The sequence below is a fragment of the Enterococcus sp. DIV0802b genome (assembly GCF_050543535.1).
GTDB classification, from domain to species: domain Bacteria; phylum Bacillota; class Bacilli; order Lactobacillales; family Enterococcaceae; genus Enterococcus_D; species Enterococcus_D entomosocium.
This window is the reverse complement of record NZ_CP172941.1, coordinates 2979484-3003837: the sequence shown is the minus strand read 5'-3', so window position 1 is coordinate 3003837 and position 24354 is coordinate 2979484. Positions and strand designations below refer to the sequence as shown.

Genomic DNA, 24354 nt, shown 5'->3' with positions numbered 1-24354 from the left:
CTGTCTAGTAAAACGTAAGATTGAAGGAGTGTAAACAATGGAATTCTTTTTGGATACAGTAAATCTTGAGGAAATCACCCACTATCAAAAGGTACTCCCGCTGGCAGGAGTAACCTCGAACCCCACGATTTTGAAAGCTGCGGGGAACATCGACTTTTTTACTCATTTGCAAGCAGTGAAAGAACGAATCGGAGAAGCGTCCTTACACGTTCAAGTGGTTGGGGAAACTGTCGATGAGATGATTCTAGATGCAGAAACGATTATCAATAAGCTGGGAAACGACGTCTATATCAAAATCCCTGTCAATGAAAATGGGTTAGAAGCCATCAAACGATTAAAAGAGCGTGAATTCAATTTAACAGCTACAGCCATTTATACCGAATTACAGGGGTTCTTAGCGATTGGTGCTGGAGTCGATTATTTGGCGCCATACTATAACCGTATGGAAAATATCAATGTTGATGCACCAACAGTCATTGAATCATTGGCACAAGCGATTCATACCACTCAAGCACAAAGTAAGATCCTTGCTGCAAGCTTTAAGAACACTGCGCAAATGAATCGCGCGATTCGTGCAGGGGCACATGCGCTCACTGCTGATCCAGACATCTATCGACAAGGATTAGCCATGCCTTCCATTCAAAAAGCAATAACGGACTTTCACAATGACTGGGTCGAGACATTTGAGTCGCCATCGATTCAGGGGTTATGCCAATGATGCCAACGGTAATTTTTGATATGGATGGGGTTATCGTAGATTCTGAGTATACGTTTTTAGAATCAAAAACAGCGATGCTTCATAGTGAAGGACACCTTGTAGATGAGTCGTATCACTATCAGTTCATGGGGACCACTGCAGAATTTATGTGGGAAAAAATGAAGGAAGAATTACAGTTACAAAAATCTGTTTCAGCGTACATTGAAGAAATGAATCTCAGAAGAAAAGCGTTGATCACACGTGATGGCGTCAAAGCGATTCCTCATGTGCAAACATTGATTCGGCAGTTAGCAGAAGCGAACTTTCAGCTTGGTGTTGCTTCCTCTTCTCCCAAAAAAGAGATTGAGGAGAACCTGGATCAATTGCAGTTGCGAAACTATTTTACTGAGATCGTCAGTAGTGAAGAGGTAGCACGCTCGAAACCTTTTCCCGACGTATTTTTGAAAGTAGCGTCTTCGTTGGGCACGAACCCTCAGCAATGTATCGTCATTGAAGATACGATCAATGGCTGTAAAGCTGCCAAAGATGCGGGTATGTACTGTATTGGTTTTGCAAATCCAGCATTCCCTGCGCAAGATCTGCCAGCGGATCAAACGATCATTAATTTTCGTGACCTGAATGTGCAAGGATTGAAAACCATTAAATAATACGCACGTCTAAAATGACCAGCCTATAAAGGATGATTGCTAATGAAGCTGGAATCATCCTTTATAGGCTGGTCATTTTTAATTTTTTAGCATGATAGTCAAAGAATAAGCTTATTCTGTCGGCAGATCCGCCATAAACCGTTCGCTACCTTGAAAGACCGCTAATTGATTGACACCAAAGGAACGCAATAGATCGCTCATCGCTGCAAAATCTAACCGATAGTCACTGGCTTTATGGGCATCAGAGCCGAGGGTGAACAAGTTACCCCCGACACTTTGATACAGCGGGATAGCATATTGGTAAAGGTGGGCATTTTGATAGGGGCCAAAGCTCTTCGCGTTGATTTCCATCGCTAAGTCACGGGCAACGATTTTTTTGAAGATCGTCGTTAACTCTGTTTCAAAATGGGCGGCCAATTCCTCAGCTGTAAATTGGAAACGACGCAAGCCATAATCAAAGTGGGTCACGATATGCCCGTCTGGAAACGAGTCCAATACGTGGGCCATTTGGTCAAAGTATTGTTTGGCGACTGCAAATTTGTCCTTCGTCAACACGGCATCGTCCATATAATCAAAGGTACCGTTTTGATGGATACTGATCAATTTCAAGTCATAAGGATGGCTTTCAAGATAGCGCAAGATTTCTTGTTCTTGACCAGGCACGACACCAATCTCGATGCCTTTTAAGAGTTTCGTCGCTGTGGTCTCTTGCAGCTTCTGGTGGGTTTTTACTAGTAATTCATAGTCAGGAATATCATCACGGAATCCCGAATAGGGGTTCTTCAAATCGAAATGATCTGTCGCAACGAAGTAGGCAGGCTGGTAAGCTAGATAATTCTCAAACTGTTCATCTGAATCAAAAGACAAAAATGTATGCAGATGTTGATCATAATAATTCATAAACAAGACTCCTTTTCTTGAATACGATACCACAAAAAAGCAGAAGAAACTATGATTGGCTGAGAAAAGGTTTTCTCTTAGGCAATTTTTCGCTTATAATAAATAAGAATAGAGCGAAGGAGTCGGTCAGCCATGAGTATGTATCTTGAAATTCCTGAATTTGAAAGTGAATTTCGTTTTCGAACGTTTCTAAATGATGGTTTGACCATCGTTTATCCCCATGTCCATAAAGAAATCGAGATCATTTACGCTAAGCGTGGCACGGTGAATATTGGTGTTGACGATACGATCATTGAGTTGGAGGAAGGGGATCTGTATCTTTTTTCCAGCGGGCAACCCCACTATTTTCTAGCATCGCCTGAGAGTGAACGCTATGTCTATCAATTTGATATGCAGCTTTTTGAAGAGCCGTTGCTGCGAGAAAATGAAGTATCCTTGATGACACTCTTTGAAGAAGGGGAGCCCCACAGCAAAAATTGGCCAGCGAGTTTTACGGAAAAAATAACAGGTCTCTTGATCGAGTTGTATCAGTTGGAAGAGGAAAATGTTGTTGGGAAGCGTTATTTGACTCTCGGGCTGCTTTACCAGTTGATCGGGGAGTGCTATCAAAGCTTGCCAAAGCGAAAACGAGCCGTCAATCCACTAAAACGAACGGCCGCACAATACAAAGAAACCTTGCAGCGTCTGAATGATGTCTTTGAGTACATCGAATCCCATTACCAAGAAGTCTTGACAATGGAGGACACCGCAAGACATGTAGGGTTTAGTCCCCATTATTTCACGCGTTTCTTTAAAACCAATACTGGCAAGACCTTCATGCAGTTTTTGACGGAATACCGCATCAATCAAGCCAAATTTATCTTGGCAAATGAAAAGATCCCGATGGCGGAAGTCGCTGAAAAAGCAGGCTTTGCCAGTGTCAAAACATTTCATCATGTCTTTAAGGAAGCTGTTGGTCAATCACCGTTGCAGTACCAGAAACAATTGAATCAAAATTGATAGAAACAGCCGATGAGCCTTTGCTTGTCGACTGTTTTTTTGTTGATCTGGCACTATTTTTTTCTCGATAGTGTTTTTTTAAGCGCTTTGCATAAATTGTGGAGTGGTTCTTTTTGTTAAAGTTTCATAAGATAATTTTCGGGAATTTTTTCAATGGAAACTGGGAAGAACTGCTTTCGATGTTTCGCTATAATGAGGGGGTAGAAAATAATAAGCGTTTTCAGGAGGAAAGATATGACAGTTAAAGTTGGAATCATTGGGTGCGGTGGGATCGCAAACGGCAAGCACATGCCTGCCTTGTCTCAAGTAGAAGAAGTAGAAATGGTTGCCTTTTGTGATCTGCTGGTTGAACGTGCAGTTGAAGCGAAATCAGCATTTGGGACTGAAGATGCCCAAGTATTCAGCGATTATCAAGAAATGTTGGCACAAGCTGATCTAGATGTAATCCATGTGTGTACACCAAACGCCTCACATGCTGAGTTGACGATTGCTGCACTAGAAGCAGATTGTCATGTCATGTGTGAAAAACCAATGGCAAAAACAGCGGCAGAAGCCAAAGCGATGATCGAAGCAGCCAACCGAACAGGAAAAAAACTCACGATCGGCTACCAAAACCGTTTTAGAAAAGATTCTCGTTATCTTCATGAAGTGTGCACCGAAGGACAGTTAGGAAACATTTATTTTGGGAAAGCTCATGCGATCCGTCGTCGGGCTGTGCCAACTTGGGGTGTTTTCCTTGATGAAGAAGCGCAAGGCGGCGGTCCGTTGATCGATATTGGTACCCACGCATTGGATCTGACCTTATGGATGATGAACAATTACAAACCAAAATTTGTTGTCGGAAAAGCGTATCATGAGTTGTCGCAAACCAAAAATGCCGCAAATGCTTGGGGCCCTTGGGACCCAGAGAAATTCTCAGTAGAAGATTCGGCCTTTGGTTTTGTGGTCATGGAAGATGGCGCAACGATTTTCTTAGAAGCCAGCTGGGCGCTCAACAGCTTGGATGTGAAAGAAGCCAAAACGACACTGATGGGCAGCAAAGCCGGTGCGGATATGAACAACGGTTTGACCATCAATGGGGAAGACCACAGCTTGCTGTATGAAAAAAATATCGAACTTGAAACAGGCGGCGTTGATTTTTATGAAGGAAACGGGGAGACGCCAGAAATTTTAGAAGCACAATCGTGGATCCATGCGATCATCAACGATACCGAACCAGTGGTCAAACCTGAAGAAGCAATGGTCGTGACGGAGATTCTAGAAGCGATCTACAAATCATCGCAAACCGGTGAGCCAGTCTACCTATAAGAACTGCTGGAAGAAAAGGAGCGAGCATAAATGACAAAACCGAAAATCGCTTTACAGCTTTGGAGTATTCAAGAGGACTGCAAGACAGATCTTTTTGAAGCGTTGAAAACAGTAAAACAAAACGGCTATGACGGTGTTGAATTTGCAGGTTATCATGGACACAGTGCTACTCAGATCAAAGAAATGCTGGAGCAGTTGGATTTGGCGGTCGCGGCTTCCCATATCCCGTTTGAAGCATTGCAAGATCGTTTTGAAGAAACCGTCGCTTTTGAAAAAACGATTGGCAATCAACGGATCGTGATTCCGTATGCGGGCTTTGATTCTTTGGAAAAATGGCAAGCCTTTGCTGCGGAGCTGACCCAGATCACCCAAAAATTGCAGGCAGAAGGGCTGACTTGCTACTACCACAACCATGCCCATGAATTTACTGAAGTTGCTGGAAAATCCATGATCGATGAACTGATCAAAGACAATCCGCAACTGCGTTTGGAAGCCGACCTTTACTGGTTAGCCTTTGCAAACGTGGCTGTTTTACCTTGGCTAAAGGAACGCGAAACGAAGGTCGGCTTGGTTCATATCAAAGATATGCAAGAGCAGCCGCAAGAAAGCACCGAGATCGGCAATGGGATTTTACCAATTAAGTCGTATGTAGAAGCAGCTAAAGCATTAGAACTACCATGGCTGATCGTCGAGCAGGAAGCGTTTCAAAAATTCGCTCCTTTAGAAGCTAGCGGGATTGATTATCTGCAATTAAAAGACATCGTAGAGGAGGTCTACCAATGATCCATGTTACGGTATGGAACGAGTTTCGTCATGAAAAAACGAATGAGATCGTCCAAAAAATGTATCCAGAAGGAATCCATGGTCAAATTGCCAAGTTTTTAGAAGAGGATGATTTCCAAGTGCGAACGGCGACCCTTGATGAACCAGAACATGGGTTGACTGAGCAAGTATTGGCTGACACGGATGTGTTGGTTTGGTGGGGCCATATGGCGCATGAAGAAGTCGATGATGCTATCGTTGCTCGTGTGCAACAGCGTGTATGGGAAGGAATGGGACTGATCGTCTTGCATTCTGGTCACTTTTCGAAAATCTTTAAAACGTTGATGGGAACGTCGTGCGATTTGAAATGGCGAGTAGACGATCAGCATGCGCGGATCTGGAATGTTAATCCAAGCCACCCAATCGCTGAAGGAGTCGGCGAATGGATCGAACTAGAGCAAGAGGAAATGTATGGCGAACACTTTGATATTCCAGCGCCGGATGAATTGATCTTTGTCAGCTGGTTCCCTGGGGGTGAAGTTTTCCGCAGCGGCTGTACATTCCGCCGTGGGAATGGCAAGATTTTCTATTTCCAGCCTGGTCATGAGACATTCCCAAGCTATTACAATCCCAAAGTGCAAAAAGTGATCCAAAATGCGGCTCGCTGGTGTGCACCAACAGAAAATCGTTACCCAACATATGGGCATTTTCAAGCAATTGAGGAGGAAAGAAAATGAAATTAGGTGTTTTTACCCCGTTATTCAATCAACTTAGCTTTGAAGAAATGATCGATGAAGTAGCGAAAAAAGGGCTCCAAACCGTTGAGATCGGTACCGGTGGTTCTCCCGGCAATGCCCACTTAGACATTGACCGTTTACTAGCAAGTGAAGCAGAGCGAAAAGAATACTTAGCGAAATTAGCTGATAAAGGATTGGAAATCTCAGCTTTGAGCTGTCACAACAACCCAATCTCTCCACTAAAAGCAGAAGCGCAAGAAGCCGATGAACTTTTGCGCAAAACCATCAAATTAGCCAGCTTAATGAATGTACCTGTTGTGAATGGATTTTCAGGCGTTTCAGGCGGAAATGCAACAGATACGCAAGTCAACTGGCCAGTATTGCCATGGCCAACGGAATACGATGACAATTATAATTATCAATGGGAACAAAAACTGATTCCTTATTGGAAAGGCATCAACACGGAAGCGGAAGCGGCTGGTGTTAAAATCGGGATCGAACTTCATGGCGGCTTTTTGGCACATACTCCTTATACGATGTTGAAACTACGAGATGCTGCGGGGAAAGCCATCGGCTGTAACTTGGATCCAAGTCATTTATGGTGGCAAGGGATCGACCCAGTGGCAGCGGTCAAAATCTTAGGGGAAGCCGATGCGATCCATCACTTCCATGCCAAAGATACGTATTTGGACCAAGACAATATCAACATGCATGGCTTGACGGACATGCAGCCATATAGCAATGTCAAAACCCGAGCTTGGACCTTCCGTTCAGTCGGTTGCGGCCACAGCTTACAAGTCTGGTCAGATATTATTTCTGCGCTTAGAATTTATGGGTATGATTATGTCTTGAGTATTGAACATGAAGATCCAATCATGTCCATTGATGAAGGACTGACTCGTGCCATCAGTAACTTGAAGACGATTATGATCCGTGAAGAAGCTTCATCCATGTGGTGGGCATAAGAAGAAAACCGAGGAGTGTCAGACATGAGTGCAATCAATTTTGCAGTAATCGGATATGGCGGCATGGGTGCGTACCATGTCCACAATATCTTACCAAATGAAAACGAACGAATCCACATCGTAGGAACTTACGATATCAATGAAGAACGTCAAGCGATCTCACAAGAAAAAGGGCATAAGATCTTTAAAAGCTATGATGAAGTCTTAGTCGATGAGACGATCGAAGCAGTATTGATCGCCACACCTAATGACTTGCATAAAGAGTTATCGATCGCTGCATTGAGAGCAGGCAAACATGTTGTTTGCGAGAAGCCTGTTGCGCTGAATACTGCGGAACTAGATGAGATCGTGGCGGTTGCCCAAGAAACCGGCAATACCTTTATGGTTCACCAAAACCGCCGTTGGGATCCTGATTTTCTACTTGTACGCGAACTGTACCGTAATGGACAGATCGGTGATTTGTTCCAATTAGAGTCACGGGTCCAAGGGGCAAACGGCATCCCAGGAGACTGGCGCCATGTGAAAAAACAAGGTGGGGGAATGCTTTTAGACTGGGGCGTTCACTTGCTGGATCAAATGCTATGGCTGATCGACAGCCCAGTGAAAGACGTCAAAGCGGATCTTAGCTTTGTGTTGGGGGAAGAAGTTGATGATGGGTTCTTCGCTTTGATTACTTTTGAAAATGGGGTCAAAGCAATCGTGGAAGTTGGAACCTCCAATTACACGCAATTGCCTCGCTGGTACATCAAAGGAACGGAAGGAACAGCCACCATCACCGATTGGGATCTAAATGGTGAAATGGTTCAGGCAACAGGTCGCGAAGACGTGGCCGCACCAAAACCAGTTCAAGCAGGCGTTGGCTTGACGAAAACGATGGCACCGCCATCGGAATTGGCAGCCAAAGAGATTCCTTTCCCGAAAGCCGAAGCGGATTTTGAACCTTTCTACAAGAATTTTTACAACGTTGTACGCAACGGTGCCGAACCTATCGTTAAAAACGAAGAAGTCCGAGCAGTGATGCAGTTGATTGAACGCATTTTTGCCACAGCGTAAGAGAATAGAAAAAAGCACTAGCTGAGGGAGTGGTCTCTCTTCGCTACGTGCTTTTTTTGTGTAATGGAACGACAACAGTCATTCCGATACGTAAAAATTGAACAATAAATCTTGAGGATAATTTCCCCATCGATCGCCGAAAATGGTCAAACCACCAGCGTTTTCGGCAGTTGCAGGTGCAGCAATTTTAAAGGTGAAAAAGTCACTGTGGTCTAAGTCGATTTCATTCAGGTTGTGATCTGTTAATTTTTCTCCATCGAGGGAAGTATCATAGCGATTGATGCGTAAATGCTTAAGCAATCCATATTGACTGAACTCATCGATCCACCATTGCGGAGTCAGAGAACCTCTGACATCCGAAAAGTTTCCTGGTACGGTGTAACTACCGATGCAGTGATTGTTTAAGTAAAAGGAAAGATCACTGGGCCAATAGTTATTCGAAATTGGGAACTCTGAAGCGATCTCCATACTGATTTCCAGTAATTCGATTTTTTCACCATTTTTCAAAGGATTTGGGATTTTGTATTCTAAAAAACCGTTATTTAGCCAGATGATACTTGCATCAACACGTTCTTGATCCAGAAAAGATTTTGGATCATCTAAGGCGCCAATCAAGCGGTCTTTGGTCGCCATTCCACAAGAAGGCTCAGCTTTAAAATCGGTGAAGTGGCCGATTTTCACAGATTGGGAGGTTAGATTCATTTCTGGAAACACTTTTGCTGGGAAATTGATATTGATGAAATCAGTTTTTAGAGACAAATATTTTTTCTTCCAGTCTTGCCCCGATCCTTTTTCGGTTTTGATCAACTGAGCTTCTTCGAGTTTACGGATATGTTTGGTCATTAAAGCATTGCTGATTGCTAATTTTTGTCCAATTTCACTGATGCTTTTCTTCTTATCGCCTAATTCTCTTAAAATCGCTAAGCGAGTTTCATTTGCCAGTGCTTCGTAGATCGGTAAAGATGCGTTTGTTAAATCCAATTCCATAGCGATCACCTCGTTATACTAAAATGTTTAATGAAAAGATGGTTTAATTATAACACAACCTTGTGGATTTACAAAATAGTAAAATGATATAATTTTTGGTTATACCTTGTTAAAATAATGTTGACAGCGCTTTATGTTTATAGTAACTTTACGGTGTAAACATTATTTGACGATAGTCTAACGATTATGTTTATTGATAATTGGATGTCATTTTACTTTTTAGTTAAATTAAAAGGAGTGTAAAAAATGAAAGTAAGTAAATCTATTGTTTTAGTAGGGACAAGCTTATTATGTACAGTGTTGTTAGCTGCTTGTGGCGGGAGTGGTAGCTCAAGTAATAATTCAGAAATTTTGCTTTGGTCTTCGACGACAGGACCAGACGGTGAAAAAATCAAAAAAACGATTGATCAATACAATGAAACAGACCCAGACTTTAAAGTGAAGTTAGTAAGCATGCAAGGTGATACCTTTACTTCAAAGTTGACGACTGCGGGGAAATCGGGGAAAGGTGTTCCTGATTTGGCTTTGATTGCCTCAGAAGCTTTGCCTACGTACAAACACCAAGACATGCTTGAAACCTGGGATGACATGATCGATGGGACAGAATTGGCACGGGAAAACTACGTTGAAGCTGCTTGGGACACTGGTGTAGTGGATGATAGTCAATATGGGATTCCGGCAACCATGGGTTCGTGGGTGATGTATTACAACCAAGATTTGGTGGATAAATATGTTCCAGGAGCGTTGGATGATGGCGTAGTGACGTATGAAGAAATCAGACAAGCTGGGGAAAAAGCAAAAGCAGATGGTATCTATAGTTTTGGCTATACATGGGGCATGCAGAATTATTCGAATCTCTACCAACAAATGGGTGGGGAATGGCAAGATGCACAAGGAAACATCAATATCGATAATGAGTATTCTTACAATGCCGTTCAAGAGTTTAAGGATCTGTACGATGCCGGCTACATGGTCCCAGATGGTGAAGATGCAAATAAACTTTTTGCAAACCAGAAACTGATTTTTCTTCCAGAAGGAACATGGATGCTAAGTAATATGGAAGAAATCAGTGACTTCACTTGGGGCCAAACATTTACTCCTCAATGGGATGCGGAACATATCATTCAAGGTTCAGGCGTCGATCAGTTTGCAATGTTCAAAACGAACGAGGAACGTTCCGATGAAAAGAAAAGTGGCATGGTCGACTTTCTGACTTGGTTACAAGCAAACCAATTAGAGTGGGTCAAATCAGGTGCAAATCCTACTTCCTTAGCTATGCTAGACAATGAAGAATATGTTGAGATGCCACAATCCTTCTTATTGAAGACAGAAAAAGGACAAGCGGCAATTTCTGTTAACGCAGTTGATGGCTTATCGTATATCTTTGGTGAATATGATAATCGCTCATGGGACATGATCACAGGAAAAGCAGATATTCAAACGACTTTTGGTGAGATCCAAAAAGTTGTAGAAGAAAAGATGAAATAATCTTCTCACATAGAGGCTGTGGCAGAAGGAAGAGCGACCATAAAAAGAATTCAGTCCATTTTTTGATAGGGGAGGAATTCTGATAGGCTTAAAGGGCTGTCACAGTTGTTTCTTGTTGAGAGCTGCACTAGAAATACAAGGAAGGATGGGTATTGATGAAAAAAAGGTTAAATGGCTGGCCAATCGTTTTTATTGGTCCGCATATGCTCCTTTTTCTTTTATTCTTTTTAGTTCCTGCAGTGATTGGGATCTATGTTTCTTTTACTGAATGGGATCTGTTCAGTACACCGATTTTTGTCGGGTTTGATAATTTTCAAACGATTTTGTTTGATCAAGACTCGTTGTATCATACGCAATTTTTTAATGGAATGAAAAATACGCTGTTTTTTGCGGCAATCTCCGTTCCGTTATGTATTGTAATTCCCTTGTTGCTAGCGGTTGCATTGTCTGCTAAACCAAAAATGATGCGTTTTTTTCAATCGATTCTCTATCTGCCAACACTGTTTGCAATCTCTGCCGTCATGATTATTTGGGGGTTCCTTTTGAGCAAATCTTTTGGGCCAATCAAAGAAGTATTCGGTATCGACATCAATTTTGTAGGCACGCAACCATGGGCATGGATCGCTATTTTGATCGTGACGATTTGGTGGACATTAGGTGGGAATCTAATTATTTATGTTGCTGCATTAAATGGCGTCTCTAAAGAGCAGTTAGAAGCAGCAGAATTAGATGGTGCAAATAGTATAACGAAATTTTTCCGTATTTCTTTGCCGAGTATTCGCAACCAGCTTGTTTTTACCACGGTCATGACGACCATCGCTCAGTTTAATATTTATGGTCAGCCACTAATGTTGACGGGTGGCGGACCCAACAATTCTACTCGCGTGTTGATGATGTACATCCAAGAAAATGCTTTTGGTAGTAGTACCTCGGTTGCAGGAATTTCTTCAGCGATGGCTATTTTACTAGGTTTTGTAATCATGGCAGTTTCGATTGTGCAATTTATGGTCATCAAAAAAATGGAAAGATAGGAGGGAAGAAGATGCGAGAAAACAAACTAGGGAAAAGAATTGCCTTTATTTTGCTAGCGATCGTCTGTGTGATTTGGCTCTTTCCTTTGATATGGGCAATTTTTACCTCGTTTAAATCGGAGGCAGAGATTCAAAAGGTTGGGTTCAGTTTGATTCCACAAGATTGGACGCTGGCTAATTTTTTTGGCTTGTTACAAGGCAATGATTCTTCTCCTGTGTTCCGCTGGTTTGTGAATTCAATGATTATTTCAACTTCACATACGCTGTTGGTTATGGTGATCGTCTCGTTTGCAGCCTATGGCTATACACGACTCACCTTTAAGGGGAGAGATTTGATTTTTGCCCTATTGTTAGGAACGATGATGTTTCCCGGGGTGGTCAATTTGATCCCGAATTTTAAAATCGTTGATACGTTAGGTTGGACCAATACATTTCTGGCAGTCATCGTTCCTGGGGCTGCAGGTGTTTATAACATTTTCCTCGTTCGGCAGTTCATTTTAGGGATTCCTAAAGAATTGGATGAATCGGCTGTGATCGATGGGGCCAACGAGTTTCAAATCTTTTATCATATTATCTTACCACTGATCAAACCTGTATTGACGGTGGTTGCGTTATTTAGTTTTACTGGCTCATGGAATGACTTCTTGTGGCCATCGATCGTGATAAACGATATTGATAAATTACCGATTACACCGGGGCTGCAGTTGCTACAAGGGCAATACATGACCTATCCGGGAATTGGAACTGCCGGAGCAATCTTGGCTTTGATCCCTACCTTTTTATTGTATTTGGTGGCGCAAAAAAGCTTTATGGCGTCAATGTCGTTGCAAAGTGGCATAAAATAATTTGTTTTTGGAGGAAATATGAGTAGAGAAGAATACCCGAGACCGCAATTTGAGAGAGAGAATTGGTTAAGCTTAAATGGTGAATGGCAATTTACCTTTGATGACCAAAATCTTGGTTTAAAAGAAAAGTGGTACACAAATGAAGCAAACTATCCGTACAAGATCAATGTTCCCTTTGTCTATCAAAGTGCATTGAGCGGCATTGATCATCGAGAAGTGCACGACGTTGTATGGTATTATCGGACCTTCAATGTGCAAGTCCCTGAAAAAAGTCGTGTCCTTTTGCATTTTGGGGCGGTGGACTATGAAGCAGATGTGTTTGTCAATGGCAATCATGTGAAAAATCATTGCGGAGGGCATACCTCTTTTGATATAGACATCACGGATGCTTTAGTATCTGGACAAGAGCAAATACTAAGTGTGCGAGCATTTGATCCACATTTTGATGAAAGCATTCCACGGGGGAAACAATTTTGGGAAGAAGAATCAGCAGGAATCTGGTACACAAACTCAACAGGGATCTGGCAGCCAGTTTGGCTTGAAGTAGTTGCCGAATCCCATCTGCAACAGGTGAAATTTACGAGTGATTTTGATGCTGGCGCCGTTAAGATCGATGTAGAACTGAACCAGTTACAGCCACAAGTAGTCTTAGAATATCAAATCTATTTTAAAGGTGCTTTAGTTACCAGCGGAAAGGCAGACTTTATCACTTCTAAGTTGAGTTTTGCGGTTGATATTTTCCAGCAAGAAATTTTTCGGACGAATTTTCACCATGAAGGCTGGTCTTGGACACCTGAAAAACCGCAATTATTTGATGTTGAATTGACTCTTAGAGAAGCAGGGAAGGCCATCGATCAGCTAAAAAGTTATTTTGGTATGCGTAAAATACATACAGAAAACGGTATGATTTACTTAAATAACAAGCCTTACTACCAGAAGCTGGTGCTCGATCAAGGCTATTGGCCGAGCGGCTTGTTAACTGCACCAACAGATGAGGACTTTAAACAAGACATCTTATTGGCCAAAGAAATGGGATTTAATGGTTGCCGAAAACACCAAAAAACAGAAGACCCACGCTTTTTATACTGGGCAGATAAATTAGGATTTCTTGTTTGGGGAGAGTGTGCGGCGCCGGCAATCTATACAGATCTTTCGGTAACGCGCTTGATGCAAGAGTGGGCAGAAATCATTACTCGGGATTATAGTCATCCTTCGATCGTTACTTGGGTCCCAATCAACGAGAGCTGGGGTGTGCCAAAAATCTCATTTGATCGTCAGCAACAGCATTTTTCTCAAGCGATGTATCACTTTATCCATTCGTTAGACCAGCAACGGTTGGTTATTTCAAATGATGGTTGGGCGATGACGGAGACCGATATTTGTGCGATTCATAATTATGCGCATGGGCAAGAATCCGAACGGCAAAAATATCTATACTTCAAAGACAGTCTCAGCACGAGAGAAAAATTGGTGAGTCGAGTATCGACCCCGTGGCCGATTTTCGCTGGAGGATTTTCTTATCAGGATCAGCCTATTTTATTGACCGAGTTTGGTGGTATTGGCTTCGATGTTTCGGGGCAACCCGGTTGGGGCTATACCTCAGTGGAAAATCAACAAGATTTCTTGAAGGATTATCAGCGAATCATGGTGGCTGTTTATGACTCTGTCGGACTCTGGGGCTATTGCTACACTCAGTTGACAGATGTCGAACAAGAAATCAATGGGTTACTGACCTATGATCGCCAACCAAAAGTTGATTTGGCAGCAATTAAAGAGATCAATGAGCAGTTTCATCCACCGCAGGTAGAATAAAATGATTGGTAAGGAAAGGGGCGATGTCCGATGGGGAAATCAGCAGCTTGGCTCAGTGGAGTAAGTATCTTGATTGCTGCGCTTATGATAACCGGTTGTAGCGCTGGAACTGATCCAGGGGAAGAAGTGACCGATTTTACTTCAATTATCGATAATGATGGGGCAGATCCTTGGATCTTGCAAACGGAAGCGTTCTTTTATTATACCAAAACGACTGGGAATAATTTAACGCTTTGGCGTGCTGAAAACCTCTCTCACGTTGCTGCTGGTGAAAAAAAGATCATCTGGGAAATGCCAGCAGAATTTGAAAGTATCTGGGCACCTGAACTTCATTACTTAGATGATCGCTGGGTGATGTATTTCGCGGCTAATCGTCCTTCAGAAACGCATCGTATGTACGCATTAGTCAATCATCAAAAAGATCCATACATGGGTGAGTGGCAATTGGAAGAGATCAAAGGGATGGATGATAAATTTGCGATTGATGGAACAGTCTTAGAGATCAATGACAAACGCTATTTCCTTTGGTCGGGCTGGAAAGGGTATGAAAATGTTGCGCAAAATCTTTATTTAGCGGAAATGGCCTCCCCTACGGAAGTGATTGGGGAGAAACGACTTATCTCAGAACCAGAATATGAATGGGAAATGCGGCAAACACCATTGATCAATGAAGCCCCTCAAGTGATGATCAAAGACGTAACAGTCAATTTGGTATACTCTGCCAGTGGAAGCTGGGACAATGATTACGCTCTTGGTCTTATGACCCTAGATGTGGCTGATGATCCGCTAGAAAGAGCGAACTGGCAAAAGGAACCAGCGCCGATTTTCCAACAGACAAACACTGTCTATGGACCTGGTCATAATGGATTTGCTAAATCAAAAGATGGTTCTGAAGACTGGCTGATTTATCATGCTGCTCGGTGGGATCATTCGGGCTGGAACCGTTCGATCCGCTTACAAAAGTTTGGTTGGGATCAAGAGGATAAAATTCTAATGGAAGCTCCTTTGGATGAATGGCATGTTCAAGCGTTGCCAAAAGCTGAGCCCAATCGACTGCGATTAACTGCTAGCCGTGCTTTGCTGGAGGGCGATTTAGTGCTTGTCGAAGATGAGGCAGCACTCTCTAAGAAAGTCGTCCAAGGCTTTGAATCAACGACTGACAAAATTATCTTTGCCCCGCAGATTGAAGAAGCAGACGAATTTCTGGTGATTGCCTATGTCAAAACCACTGATTATCTCTCCTTGAATGACCCAATTCAGGTCAGGATTGAAACGAAACAAGCAAACCACGTGGTGGATGTCTATCCTTCCGAATATTATCAACCGCTACAAGTCCGCATGAAGTTACCGAAAGGGGCGCAGGAAATCACCCTTTCGTCTGAGATTGGGGTGGATACGCTAAGTATTGATCGTTTAGAAATCGTCAAATTCAAATAAAAAATAGTGAGGAAGTTTTCCAATCCAAGCGATGGGTAATGATCGTTTGACTCCTGCTACTTTGTCTCTAGACAATGTGGCAGGAGTTTTTTATCCTCGCAAATTCCCAACTCCTACCGCCATAGCCTAAAATTCCATGTATAATAAAGAAAACGACCGTTTTATTTGGCGGAGGGAAAAGAAAAAGCAAAAGAGGTGCAAACTATGAGGATGAATCAAGAAAAGCTGACTTCATCAAATGGGAAGGATCAGCTTTTTGTCAAAACGTGGCTGCCAGAAGAACAGCCAAAAGCAGTCGTGCAAATCGTCCACGGAATGATTGAGCACATTGAACGTTACCATGAGTTTGCGGAATGTTTAACTGCACAAGGCTATGCGGTGGTCGGTCATGATCACTTAGGGCATGGGCAATCCGTGAAGGACACACAGGCTTATGGGCATTTTGGTGAAAAAGAGGGCGCCAAACATTTAGTGGCAGATGTGGCAATAGTCCATCAGTACGCCGCTGCTTGCTATCCAGACAGGCCATACTTTATCTTAGGTCACAGTATGGGATCGCTGGTTTTGCGGAATTATTTGTTTAGTCAGCCACATCCATTGACAGGAGCGATCATCATGGGCACCACGATGGAAAAAGCCGTGCTGATGCAAGGAGGCAAACTCGTCACGAACTTGTTGCGGCCGTTTGCCGCTCAGCAATGGCCTTATCACGTAATGGAACAGCTAGTTTTTGGCCAGCACAACCGGCGTTTTCGTCCCAATCGGACCGCCAAAGATTGGTTGACCAGTGATCCGCAGCAAGTGGATCGCTATTTGAAGGACCCTTACACCCAATTTCATTTTTCTTTAGCAGCTTACAAGGATCTCTTTACATTGACACAAGCTGCCAGTGATCCGGATCAACTGCGCAAGATTGATTCAGAATTGCCGCTGCTGCTGATTTCAGGTGGAGACGATCCTGTTGGGCACTATGGCAAAAGCGTCCGCCAATTGGCTCAGCAACTGAAGCAAAATGCTGACGTGACGATGTATTTGCTCGAACATGGCCGTCATGAGATTTTGAATGAGCGCAACCGCGAGATCGTTTACAATGAAATTTCTCGCTGGCTATTTGAAAAAATGCCGAAATGACGAACGTTAAGAAATTGGTAGTCTTTTCTGAAAATTCAAAATTATTTTCTCTTTTAAGGCTTTTTTCATTTTCGGCTATCTGTTATAATGATTTTCACATCTAACATAAAGGAGAGATTTTTTGTATGACAGTTTATAACTTTTCAGCTGGTCCTGCCGTATTGCCCCGTCCCGTATTGGAGAAAGCACAATCCGAACTTTTGAATTACCGCGGAAGTGGGATGTCCGTTATGGAGCTGAGTCATCGGTCCTCCTTGTTTGAAGCAATCATTAAAGATGCAGAAGCACTTTTACGAAAATTAATGGGGATTCCTGAAAACTATCAGGTACTGTTTTTACAAGGCGGCGCGAGTCTCCAATTCAGTATGATCCCTTTGAATCTTGCACAAAACAAAAAAGCCTTATACGTAAATACCGGTTCTTGGTCGAAGAAAGCTATTGAAGCAGCAAAAGCGCTTGGAAACGTGACGGTGGAAGTCATTGCCTCTAGTGAGGATCAAAACTTTACTTATATTCCAGAAATTTCAGAAGATGCGATCGATCAAGAAGCGGCTTATTTGCATATCACCACGAACAATACCATTGAAGGGACGGCCTTTCAAACGATTCCGCAGGCTGGCAATGTGCCGATCGTAGCAGACATGTCCTCAAATATTTTAGCCAATGACTATCGCGTAGAAGACTTCGGTGTGATTTATGCTGGGGCCCAAAAGAATATTGGTCCTGCAGGGTTGACGGTAGTGATCATCCGAGAAGATTTACTCAATGATGATGCTGTTTTCGCTCCAATGCTGGATTATCGTCTACAGGCTAAAAATGACTCATTGTACAATACACCACCAACGTATGCTATCTATATTGCTAAATTGGTGTTTGAATGGTTGGAAGAATTAGGCGGCATTCCTGCAATTTTAGAACAAGACCGCCAAAAAGCGGCGCTTTTATACGAAACGATCGAAGCCTCTGCTCTTTACAGTAGTCCTGTGGCTGTTGATAGCCGTTCACTAACGAATATTCCTTTTGTAACAGGGGATAAAGCATTAGATCAGCGCTTCAATGAAGAAGCTGTCAAAGCTGGTTTTGAGAACTTGAAAGGGCATCGTTCCGTTGGAGGAATGCGAGCAAGCTTGTACAATGCCTTTCCATTAGCTGGCGTTCAAGCGTTAGTCGACTTTATGAAATCATTTGAAGCGGAGGTCAAATAAATGTTCCAAATCAAAACATTCAATGCGATCGCACCAGAAGGATTACAGCGTTTAGAAAAAGAAAAGTATGCCATCAACGAGAGCGACCAACCGCAAGGGATTTTGCTGCGCAGCCAGAAATTGCACGATTACGCTTTTCCTGAAAGTGTCTTAGGTATTGCTCGTGCAGGGGCTGGGACCAACAACATTCCCGTCAAAGCATGTACTGAAAAAGGGATCGTCGTCTTTAATACACCCGGTGCCAATGCCAATGCGGTCAAAGAATTAGTGATTGCTAGTCTGCTCTTAAGTGTCCGCCCGATTTTACGAGGTGCCCAATGGGTCCAAACCTTGAACGGTGATAATGTGGAAGAACAAGCAGAAGCACAAAAAAGTCAATTTGCTGGAACAGAGTTAGAAGGTAAAAAGTTAGGAATCATCGGCCTTGGTTCTATTGGAGCGATGGTTGCCAACGATGCTTATCGTCTAGGGATGGAAGTAGTCGGTTATGATCCTTACGTGTCAGTGGATACTGCTTGGACGATCTCTCGTCGGGTCAAGCGTGCCAATGATATTGCGGAAGTCTTTTCAACCTGTGATTTTATTACGGTTCATGTGCCGCTAATGGAAAACACGCATCATCTCGTCGGGGAAGCCGAACTTGCGAAAATGAAACCAACAACGAAGCTATTCAACTTTTCTCGTAAAGAAATCGTCGATACAGATGCCGTTTTACGTGCGTTAAAAGCCGACCGTTTAGCGGGCTATACGACTGATTTTGCGGATGAACAATTGCTGCACAATGAAAAAGTACTCGTCTTGCCGCATTTAGGTGCCTCAACAGAAGAAGCTGAAGTCAACTGTGCCAAGATGGCAGCCCGAACATTGAAAAAATTCTTGGAATTCGGGACCATCAAGCGCTCGGTGAATTTTCCAACCGTTGAGATGGCTTTTCATTCGCCTTATCGTCTGACGATCATCAATCGCAATGTACCGAATATGTTAGGTCAGATTTCGTCGATCATTGCGGAATCTGGGATTAATATCGACAATATGCTGAATCGTGGACGGGAAGACTTTGCTTACACCCTAGCAGATGTCGCTTCTGAAGATGAGGCATTGTTGAATCAATTAGCCGATAAACTGCGGGAGAACGAAAATATCGTTCGTGTACGGGTCATCAAAAATCAGGAGGTTGGGTATTAATGGTTCAAGTATTTCCGTTTAAAGCCATTCGTCCAGAAGCCTCATTGGCAGAAAAAGTGGCCGAGCTGCCTTATGACGTGGTCAATTCACAAGAAGCCGCAGCGTTTGCGCAAGGCAATCCTTACAGCTATTTCCACATCGACCGTTCGGAGATCGACTTGCCAGGAATCGATCCTTATGATACACAGGTGTATCAAAAAGCGGCTGAAAATCTTGCATCTTTTCAAGAAGAAGGCTGGTTGATTCAAGAAACGGCGCCCGCATATTATTTGTATGAATTGACGATGGCTGGCAGAAGTCAAACTGGGCTTGTCGCCTGTACCTCGATCGATGATTATGTCGCTGGGAAAATCAAGAAACACGAGTTTACCCGTCCAGAAAAAGAAATCGATCGGATCAATCATATTCTGGCATGTGATGCCAATACAAGTCCGATTTTCTTGAGCTATCGCCAACCAGCAGCAGTCAAAGAAGCGATCGATGCGTGGCAAGCAGAGCATGCGCCGATCTATGATTTTGTCAGCTATCATGAGGTGCAGCATCGTGTTTGGCTGATCGATGATCCAGCGCTAGTCGCCTCTTTTGCCCAGCAGTTTCAGGCTGTAAATGCCCTCTATATTGCGGATGGACATCACCGTACAGAGTCAGCAGTTAAAGTTGGCTTGCAAAAGCGAGCCGATGGCCAAAGCAGCCAAGAAAGCGACCGCTTTTTAGCAATCTTATTCCCAGAAAATGAATTAGCGATTTGGGAATACAATCGGGTCTTGCGGGTACCGGTGCCAGAAACCTTTTTTGAGCAGGCAGCCCAGCATTTTACGATTCAAGAAACTACAACGAAGAAACCAGCGCAACGTGGTTCGATTCATCTGTACCTAAACCATGCGTGGTGGGAGTTGACCATCAAACCGGCATCTGTGCCGCAAGATGCGGTAGGACAGCTGGATGTGTCGCTTTTACAACAATACGTGCTGGCTGATATTTTCGCGATCCAAGATGTGCGGACAGACAAACGCATTGATTTTGTCGGCGGGATTCGTGGTCCAGAAGAATTGGAACGTTTGGTGGATAGCGGAGAATGGACATTGGCTTTTTCCATGTATCCAACGCAAATGGCCGATCTTTTGGCAGTCGCCGATGCGGGAGAAATCATGCCGCCAAAATCAACTTGGTTTGAACCAAAACTGTTAAGCGGTCTGTTTTTACATGATTTAGAAACGAATTAACCAAAAAAGCTTACGAGGCTACCTCGTAAGCTTTTTTCGATATTAGAAGTTGCCGAGTGTTTCGATGATCAAGCGGACATTTAAGACCGTCAGTGCAATGGCACAAATCCAGCCTAAGGTAGAGACCCATAGCGGATTCTTGAAGCGTTCCCCCATGATTTTTTTTGAGCTGGTAAAAAGAACCAGCGGAATCATCGAAACGGGTAAGGCGATGCTTAAAAAGACTTGCGAATAGATCAGCAGATCGTCCAGAGCTTGTTCGTTGCCGCCAAAGTAAATTGTACAAAGCAAGACGGGGATCACCGATAAGCCACGGGTGATCAGACGTCGCGCCCAAGTAGGGATCTTCATATGGATAAATCCTTCCATCACGACTTGGCCTGTCAGTGTCCCAGTGATCGTTGAATTTTGACCGGATGCCAAGAGCGCTACGGCAAACAGAACGCTCAAGACTGGACTGGCGACAGCACCAGCAATGGAGGAATCTTGCAATGCATTGAACAGCGCGGAGAAGGTGCCGACTTCTTCGCTATGACCAAAGAACAAGGCGCTTCCTAAGATCAAAAGCAGGCAATTGACCAAAAACGCAGCGGATAATTGGATATTGGAATCCCAAGTAGCGAACCGCACGGCCGTTGCCACTTCTTGAGTATCGCTGCGATCGATTTTTCGTGACTGGGAGATCGAAGAATGCAGATAGAGATTATGGGGCATCACAGTCGCACCAACGATCCCCAATGCCATTGTCAGCTGCCCATGGTTCAAGACTTGTTTTTGCGGAATAAAGCCTTGCAAGACAGCCGGTAGATCCGGTTGAGCAATAATGACTTCGTAACAAAAGACCAGCATAATGACCAAAATCAGTGTCATGACGATCGCTTCGATTTTACGGAAACCTAGTTTCATTAAAAAGAGCAGAAGCAATACATCGAAAATCGTTAAGATGACCCCAACTAATAACGGTAAGCCGAATAGTAGATTGAGAGCGATCGCTCCTCCGATCACTTCCGCGATATCCGTTGCCATGATAGCCAATTCGGTGACGATCCACAAGACAAAGCCTAAACCTTTGCTGGTGTGTTTACGAGTTGCTTGCGCAAGGTCCATCTGGGTCACGATCCCTAGCTTGGCTGCCATGTATTGCAGTAGCATAGCGATCAAACTGGAAATCAAGATCACAGAAAGTAAGAGATAGCCATATTCAGCACCGCCTCCGATCGAGGTGATCCAGTTTCCTGGGTCCATATAGCCCACGGCTACCAATGCCCCAGGACCAGAGAACGCTAAGAGATTGCGCCAAAAGCTGCCGTTTTTTGGGATGGCAACTGTATTATTTATTTCTTCCAAGCTAGGACCGTTGGCCGCTTGGATCAATTTTTTTTCTTCATTCATCGTTTCACACCCTATCTTTTTAGGTATACCTAAAAACAAATCTATTGTATTCCTCATTTATGGATTTTTCAAGAGAAACCTTTTGGAAGTCAGAAGGAAGGACAAAAAAACAGCAGCCAAGGGGATGGCTGCTGCCTGTTAGGCTTTCTTATAAAATTAGTCGGCGCGTAAAGCGATCGCTGCATCTTTTTTCGCTGCCATTCGAGCTGGAATGTGGCCGCCAATCATGGTTAGAACGGTGCTGACGGCAATCAAGATCAGGCCGTGGACCGGATTTAATTGAGCAACATTTTCGAGATCAGTCATACTATATAAGATCGCGTTGATCGGGAATGTAGCTAACCAAGCAATTAGGACACCTAAAGCCCCTGAAGCGATCCCTAAAATACAGGTTTCGGCATCGAAGACGCGGGTGATGTCTTTTTTACGAGCACCTAATGCTTTTAAGACCCCAATTTCTTTCGTGCGTTCTAGTACAGAGGTATAAGTGATGATACCGATCATGATCATGCTGGTTACCAAAGAGATTCCTGCAAAAGCGATCAAGACATAGGTGATCGCATCCATCAAGCCACCAGTCAATTGAGTCATCGTACCGGCTAAATCGGAATAAACGATTTGGTCTTCTTTGTCTTTGCCTTTGTTGAAGTCATCCAAGTAATCAAGGATTTTTTCTTTGGCACTGAAATCATTTGGATAGATCATAATGCTGTTTGGTAAATCACTGCCGCCGAGATAAGCGATCAATGAATCTTTGGCACTTTCGTCAACGGGTTCATTCGTCATCACGTTGGTGTCGCTATCTTTTTGTGCTTGGACGATCGCTGAGTCTTGGTTTTCTTTGATCACTTCTTGCGCGAGGGCATCACTGTAGGCAATGCCGGTTGACAGCAAGTTCATCGTAGAGTTTTGCTTGATACGTAAGATTCCGCTGATCGTTAATTCTTTGTTGTTGCTGTTATCGAAAACTTCATTTAAATCTTGGTTTGGAATGAAGTTTCCAGTCGGCAATTCGGTGTAAAAGGCATCATTAGACGCCAATGTGATTTTTGTTCCCACGATATCGTCGAAGGAAACCGTGTCACCATCTTCAATATCAAAACCGAGATTGATCAATGCATTGACATTCGTTACGTTATTTTCATCGACGATCAAAACGACATCTGTGCTGGCACTTGGGTAGCTGCCTTCTAAAAGGTCATAGTTGTCTTTCAAGAAATTGCCGTTATCTTCTGATAACTGCTCAGGGAAAGTCGAAACCCCAATACCGGTTGAGGCACTCATGGCAGACATCATGGCATTGGTCTGTTCATTGTCAGGCGACGCGTTGGAGAAGCTGACTTGTTCCACATTGTCATCGATCTTGCGGAAAAGATTCAATGAAGTTGAACGAGTGTAGCCGATATTGTTACTTAACTCAGGATCAATGTCGTTGATGTAATCGAGAAACTCTTGATCGATTTTGTTAATATGAGTTGCACGATCCGTATCACTTAATTTGGCAGTGACCTCTTTATCTGAAGGGAAATCTTCAGATTTATCCCGCGTACCCATCGCTGATGGATCTTGTTCAGTGGCCACTTGTGAGATCGTAATCGGAAAACGAGCTAATGTTTCTGACTGGGTATTGTCGATTTGTTTTTGGAATCCCGTTGATAGTGACAAAACAATGGCGATTCCGATGATTCCGATACTAGAAGCAAAGGCTGTCAAGAAGGTGCGCCCTTTTTTGGTTCGGATATTGTTAAACGACAAACGTAAGGCCGTCATAAAACTCATTTTTGTGTGCTTTAATTCGAATTGGTCTTTCTTTTGTCCTTCAACATGGGGGTTCGAATCTTTAATAATTCGTCCGTCTTTGAATTCAATGATCCGTCCAGCGTATTTGTGGGCCAATTCAGGATTATGAGTAACCATGATGACCAATTTTTCTTTTGATAGTTCTTGGATCAGTTCCATGATTTGGACACTTGTCTCTGAATCTAAGGCACCTGTAGGTTCATCACAAAGGAGGATATCAGGATCATTTGCTAAGGCACGGGCGATCGCTACCCGCTGCATTTGACCACCAGAAAGCTGATTTGGTTTTTTGTGCATATGTTCAGCCAAGCCCACACGCGTCAAAGCATCGGTTGCTTTGGCTCGTTTTTCTTCTTTTGACACACCGCTCAAGGTCATCCCAAGCTCGACGTTGTCGATGATGCCTAAATGACTGATCAAATTGTAGCTTTGGAAGACAAAGCCAATCGAATTGTTCCGATAGGCATCCCAGTCGCGGTCTTTAAAGGATTTGGTTGATTTTCCATTGATGATCATATCACCAGAGTCGTAATTATCTAAGCCGCCGATCACGTTCAACATGGTTGTTTTCCCAGAGCCGCTTGGCCCTAAAATGGCAACAAACTCTTGTTTACGAAAGGCGACGGTGACGCCGTCGAGGGCTTTCGTAGTACTGGAGCCAACTGTATAATACTTCTTGATATCTTTTAATTCTAACATGGGGTCACTCTTTTCTTGCCGTTTTCACGA

The 24354-nt window shown here is 43.4% G+C and carries 21 protein-coding genes; 17 read left to right on the top strand and 4 right to left on the bottom strand.

Annotation, left to right across the window (positions count from 1 at the left end):
• The first annotated feature begins 37 nt into the window (after nucleotides 1-37).
• On the top strand, nucleotides 38-718 hold the full coding sequence (locus IGJ12_RS13990) for a fructose-6-phosphate aldolase (RefSeq protein ID WP_008380347.1): 681 nt from the start codon (nucleotides 38-40) through the stop codon (nucleotides 716-718).
• Nucleotides 715-1365, top strand: a complete 651-nt coding sequence (locus IGJ12_RS13985) for an HAD family hydrolase (protein ID WP_430619136.1) — start codon at nucleotides 715-717, stop codon at nucleotides 1363-1365. The genes IGJ12_RS13990 and IGJ12_RS13985 overlap by 4 nt, the downstream gene beginning before the upstream one ends.
• 111 nt (nucleotides 1366-1476) lie before the next feature.
• On the opposite strand, the gene IGJ12_RS13980 is transcribed toward IGJ12_RS13985, so the two are convergent.
• Entirely contained in the window at nucleotides 1477-2265 is a 789-nt protein-coding gene (locus tag IGJ12_RS13980) for a PHP domain-containing protein (RefSeq protein WP_008380351.1), read from the bottom strand.
• 132 nt (nucleotides 2266-2397) lie between these two features.
• Here IGJ12_RS13980 and IGJ12_RS13975 point away from each other — a divergent pair, with 132 nt between their 5' ends.
• From IGJ12_RS13975 to IGJ12_RS13950, 6 genes are all read left to right on the top strand, one after another.
• Nucleotides 2398-3264 carry an AraC family transcriptional regulator gene (locus IGJ12_RS13975; protein ID WP_005233920.1) on the top strand — a complete coding sequence of 289 codons (867 nt, stop codon included), beginning with the start codon at nucleotides 2398-2400 and terminating at the stop codon, nucleotides 3262-3264.
• Between the two features lie 234 nt (nucleotides 3265-3498).
• A complete protein-coding gene (locus IGJ12_RS13970; RefSeq protein WP_430619135.1) occupies nucleotides 3499-4572 on the top strand; it encodes a Gfo/Idh/MocA family protein in 1074 nt (357 codons plus the stop codon).
• A gap of 30 nt (nucleotides 4573-4602) precedes the next feature.
• Nucleotides 4603-5355 (top strand): sugar phosphate isomerase/epimerase family protein, encoded by a 753-nt coding sequence (locus tag IGJ12_RS13965; protein WP_430619134.1) that lies wholly within the window; start codon nucleotides 4603-4605, stop codon nucleotides 5353-5355.
• Nucleotides 5352-6071 carry a ThuA domain-containing protein gene (locus tag IGJ12_RS13960; RefSeq protein ID WP_430619133.1) on the top strand — a complete coding sequence of 240 codons (720 nt, stop codon included), beginning with the start codon at nucleotides 5352-5354 and terminating at the stop codon, nucleotides 6069-6071. Before IGJ12_RS13965 ends, IGJ12_RS13960 begins: the two co-directional genes overlap by 4 nt.
• Nucleotides 6068-7036, top strand: a complete 969-nt coding sequence (locus tag IGJ12_RS13955; protein WP_005228209.1) for a sugar phosphate isomerase/epimerase family protein — start codon at nucleotides 6068-6070, stop codon at nucleotides 7034-7036. The genes IGJ12_RS13960 and IGJ12_RS13955 overlap by 4 nt, the downstream gene beginning before the upstream one ends.
• 24 nt (nucleotides 7037-7060) lie before the next feature.
• The gene (locus IGJ12_RS13950; RefSeq protein ID WP_016612868.1) at nucleotides 7061-8089 is read left to right on the top strand and encodes a Gfo/Idh/MocA family protein; all 1029 of its coding nucleotides are present in this window, start codon (nucleotides 7061-7063) and stop codon (nucleotides 8087-8089) included.
• Nucleotides 8090-8167: 78 nt separating this feature from the next.
• Here IGJ12_RS13950 and IGJ12_RS13945 read toward each other — a convergent pair whose 3' ends face one another.
• Complete coding sequence (locus IGJ12_RS13945) at nucleotides 8168-9076, bottom strand: ArsR/SmtB family transcription factor (protein WP_008380365.1); 909 nt, start codon at nucleotides 9074-9076, stop codon at nucleotides 8168-8170.
• 246 nt (nucleotides 9077-9322) lie between these two features.
• Between IGJ12_RS13945 and IGJ12_RS13940 the strand changes: the two genes are divergently transcribed.
• From IGJ12_RS13940 to IGJ12_RS13900, 9 genes are all read left to right on the top strand, one after another.
• A complete protein-coding gene (locus IGJ12_RS13940; RefSeq protein ID WP_016612867.1) occupies nucleotides 9323-10564 on the top strand; it encodes an extracellular solute-binding protein in 1242 nt (413 codons plus the stop codon).
• A 155-nt stretch (nucleotides 10565-10719) separates the two neighbouring features.
• Entirely contained in the window at nucleotides 10720-11595 is an 876-nt protein-coding gene (locus tag IGJ12_RS13935) for a carbohydrate ABC transporter permease (RefSeq protein WP_016612866.1), read from the top strand.
• 11 nt (nucleotides 11596-11606) lie between these two features.
• Nucleotides 11607-12440: a carbohydrate ABC transporter permease gene (locus IGJ12_RS13930; protein WP_008380370.1), complete on the top strand. Its 834-nt coding sequence runs from the start codon at nucleotides 11607-11609 to the stop codon at nucleotides 12438-12440.
• Nucleotides 12441-12458: 18 nt separating this feature from the next.
• Nucleotides 12459-14252: a glycoside hydrolase family 2 protein gene (locus IGJ12_RS13925; RefSeq protein WP_016612865.1), complete on the top strand. Its 1794-nt coding sequence runs from the start codon at nucleotides 12459-12461 to the stop codon at nucleotides 14250-14252.
• A gap of 30 nt (nucleotides 14253-14282) precedes the next feature.
• Nucleotides 14283-15689, top strand: a complete 1407-nt coding sequence (locus tag IGJ12_RS13920; protein WP_016612864.1) for a glycoside hydrolase family 43 protein — start codon at nucleotides 14283-14285, stop codon at nucleotides 15687-15689.
• Nucleotides 15690-15893: 204 nt separating this feature from the next.
• Nucleotides 15894-16820 (top strand): alpha/beta fold hydrolase, encoded by a 927-nt coding sequence (locus tag IGJ12_RS13915; RefSeq protein ID WP_034872138.1) that lies wholly within the window; start codon nucleotides 15894-15896, stop codon nucleotides 16818-16820.
• 125 nt (nucleotides 16821-16945) lie between these two features.
• A complete protein-coding gene (gene serC / locus IGJ12_RS13910; RefSeq protein WP_005233933.1) occupies nucleotides 16946-18025 on the top strand; it encodes a 3-phosphoserine/phosphohydroxythreonine transaminase in 1080 nt (359 codons plus the stop codon).
• Nucleotides 18026-19210, top strand: coding sequence for a phosphoglycerate dehydrogenase (locus IGJ12_RS13905; protein ID WP_005233935.1), 1185 nt, complete (start codon nucleotides 18026-18028; stop codon nucleotides 19208-19210).
• Nucleotides 19210-20433 (top strand): DUF1015 domain-containing protein, encoded by a 1224-nt coding sequence (locus IGJ12_RS13900; RefSeq protein WP_016612862.1) that lies wholly within the window; start codon nucleotides 19210-19212, stop codon nucleotides 20431-20433. Before IGJ12_RS13905 ends, IGJ12_RS13900 begins: the two co-directional genes overlap by 1 nt.
• A gap of 42 nt (nucleotides 20434-20475) precedes the next feature.
• Here IGJ12_RS13900 and IGJ12_RS13895 read toward each other — a convergent pair whose 3' ends face one another.
• Together IGJ12_RS13895 and IGJ12_RS13890 are read right to left on the bottom strand one after the other, a co-directional pair.
• Nucleotides 20476-21825: an Nramp family divalent metal transporter gene (locus IGJ12_RS13895; RefSeq protein ID WP_008380385.1), complete on the bottom strand. Its 1350-nt coding sequence runs from the start codon at nucleotides 21823-21825 to the stop codon at nucleotides 20476-20478.
• A gap of 156 nt (nucleotides 21826-21981) precedes the next feature.
• A complete protein-coding gene (locus IGJ12_RS13890) occupies nucleotides 21982-24324 on the bottom strand; it encodes an ABC transporter ATP-binding protein/permease (RefSeq protein ID WP_016612861.1) in 2343 nt (780 codons plus the stop codon).
• Nucleotides 24325-24354 lie beyond the last annotated feature (30 nt).

Coding starts and splice junctions, on each gene's coding strand:
- serC (WP_005233933.1), top strand. CDS start 16,946: ATGACAGTTTATAACTTTTCAGCTGGTCCTGCCGTATTGCCCCGTCCC.
- IGJ12_RS13915 (WP_034872138.1), top strand. CDS start 15,894: ATGAGGATGAATCAAGAAAAGCTGACTTCATCAAATGGGAAGGATCAG.
- IGJ12_RS13955 (WP_005228209.1), top strand. CDS start 6,068: ATGAAATTAGGTGTTTTTACCCCGTTATTCAATCAACTTAGCTTTGAA.
- IGJ12_RS13970 (WP_430619135.1), top strand. CDS start 3,499: ATGACAGTTAAAGTTGGAATCATTGGGTGCGGTGGGATCGCAAACGGC.
- IGJ12_RS13900 (WP_016612862.1), top strand. CDS start 19,210: ATGGTTCAAGTATTTCCGTTTAAAGCCATTCGTCCAGAAGCCTCATTG.
- IGJ12_RS13945 (WP_008380365.1), bottom strand. CDS start 9,076: ATGGAATTGGATTTAACAAACGCATCTTTACCGATCTACGAAGCACTG.
- IGJ12_RS13890 (WP_016612861.1), bottom strand. CDS start 24,324: ATGTTAGAATTAAAAGATATCAAGAAGTATTATACAGTTGGCTCCAGT.
- IGJ12_RS13895 (WP_008380385.1), bottom strand. CDS start 21,825: ATGAATGAAGAAAAAAAATTGATCCAAGCGGCCAACGGTCCTAGCTTG.
- IGJ12_RS13905 (WP_005233935.1), top strand. CDS start 18,026: ATGTTCCAAATCAAAACATTCAATGCGATCGCACCAGAAGGATTACAG.
- IGJ12_RS13930 (WP_008380370.1), top strand. CDS start 11,607: ATGCGAGAAAACAAACTAGGGAAAAGAATTGCCTTTATTTTGCTAGCG.
- IGJ12_RS13980 (WP_008380351.1), bottom strand. CDS start 2,265: ATGAATTATTATGATCAACATCTGCATACATTTTTGTCTTTTGATTCA.
- IGJ12_RS13940 (WP_016612867.1), top strand. CDS start 9,323: ATGAAAGTAAGTAAATCTATTGTTTTAGTAGGGACAAGCTTATTATGT.
- IGJ12_RS13920 (WP_016612864.1), top strand. CDS start 14,283: ATGGGGAAATCAGCAGCTTGGCTCAGTGGAGTAAGTATCTTGATTGCT.
- IGJ12_RS13935 (WP_016612866.1), top strand. CDS start 10,720: ATGAAAAAAAGGTTAAATGGCTGGCCAATCGTTTTTATTGGTCCGCAT.
- IGJ12_RS13975 (WP_005233920.1), top strand. CDS start 2,398: ATGAGTATGTATCTTGAAATTCCTGAATTTGAAAGTGAATTTCGTTTT.
- IGJ12_RS13925 (WP_016612865.1), top strand. CDS start 12,459: ATGAGTAGAGAAGAATACCCGAGACCGCAATTTGAGAGAGAGAATTGG.
- IGJ12_RS13950 (WP_016612868.1), top strand. CDS start 7,061: ATGAGTGCAATCAATTTTGCAGTAATCGGATATGGCGGCATGGGTGCG.
- IGJ12_RS13990 (WP_008380347.1), top strand. CDS start 38: ATGGAATTCTTTTTGGATACAGTAAATCTTGAGGAAATCACCCACTAT.
- IGJ12_RS13965 (WP_430619134.1), top strand. CDS start 4,603: ATGACAAAACCGAAAATCGCTTTACAGCTTTGGAGTATTCAAGAGGAC.
- IGJ12_RS13960 (WP_430619133.1), top strand. CDS start 5,352: ATGATCCATGTTACGGTATGGAACGAGTTTCGTCATGAAAAAACGAAT.
- IGJ12_RS13985 (WP_430619136.1), top strand. CDS start 715: ATGATGCCAACGGTAATTTTTGATATGGATGGGGTTATCGTAGATTCT.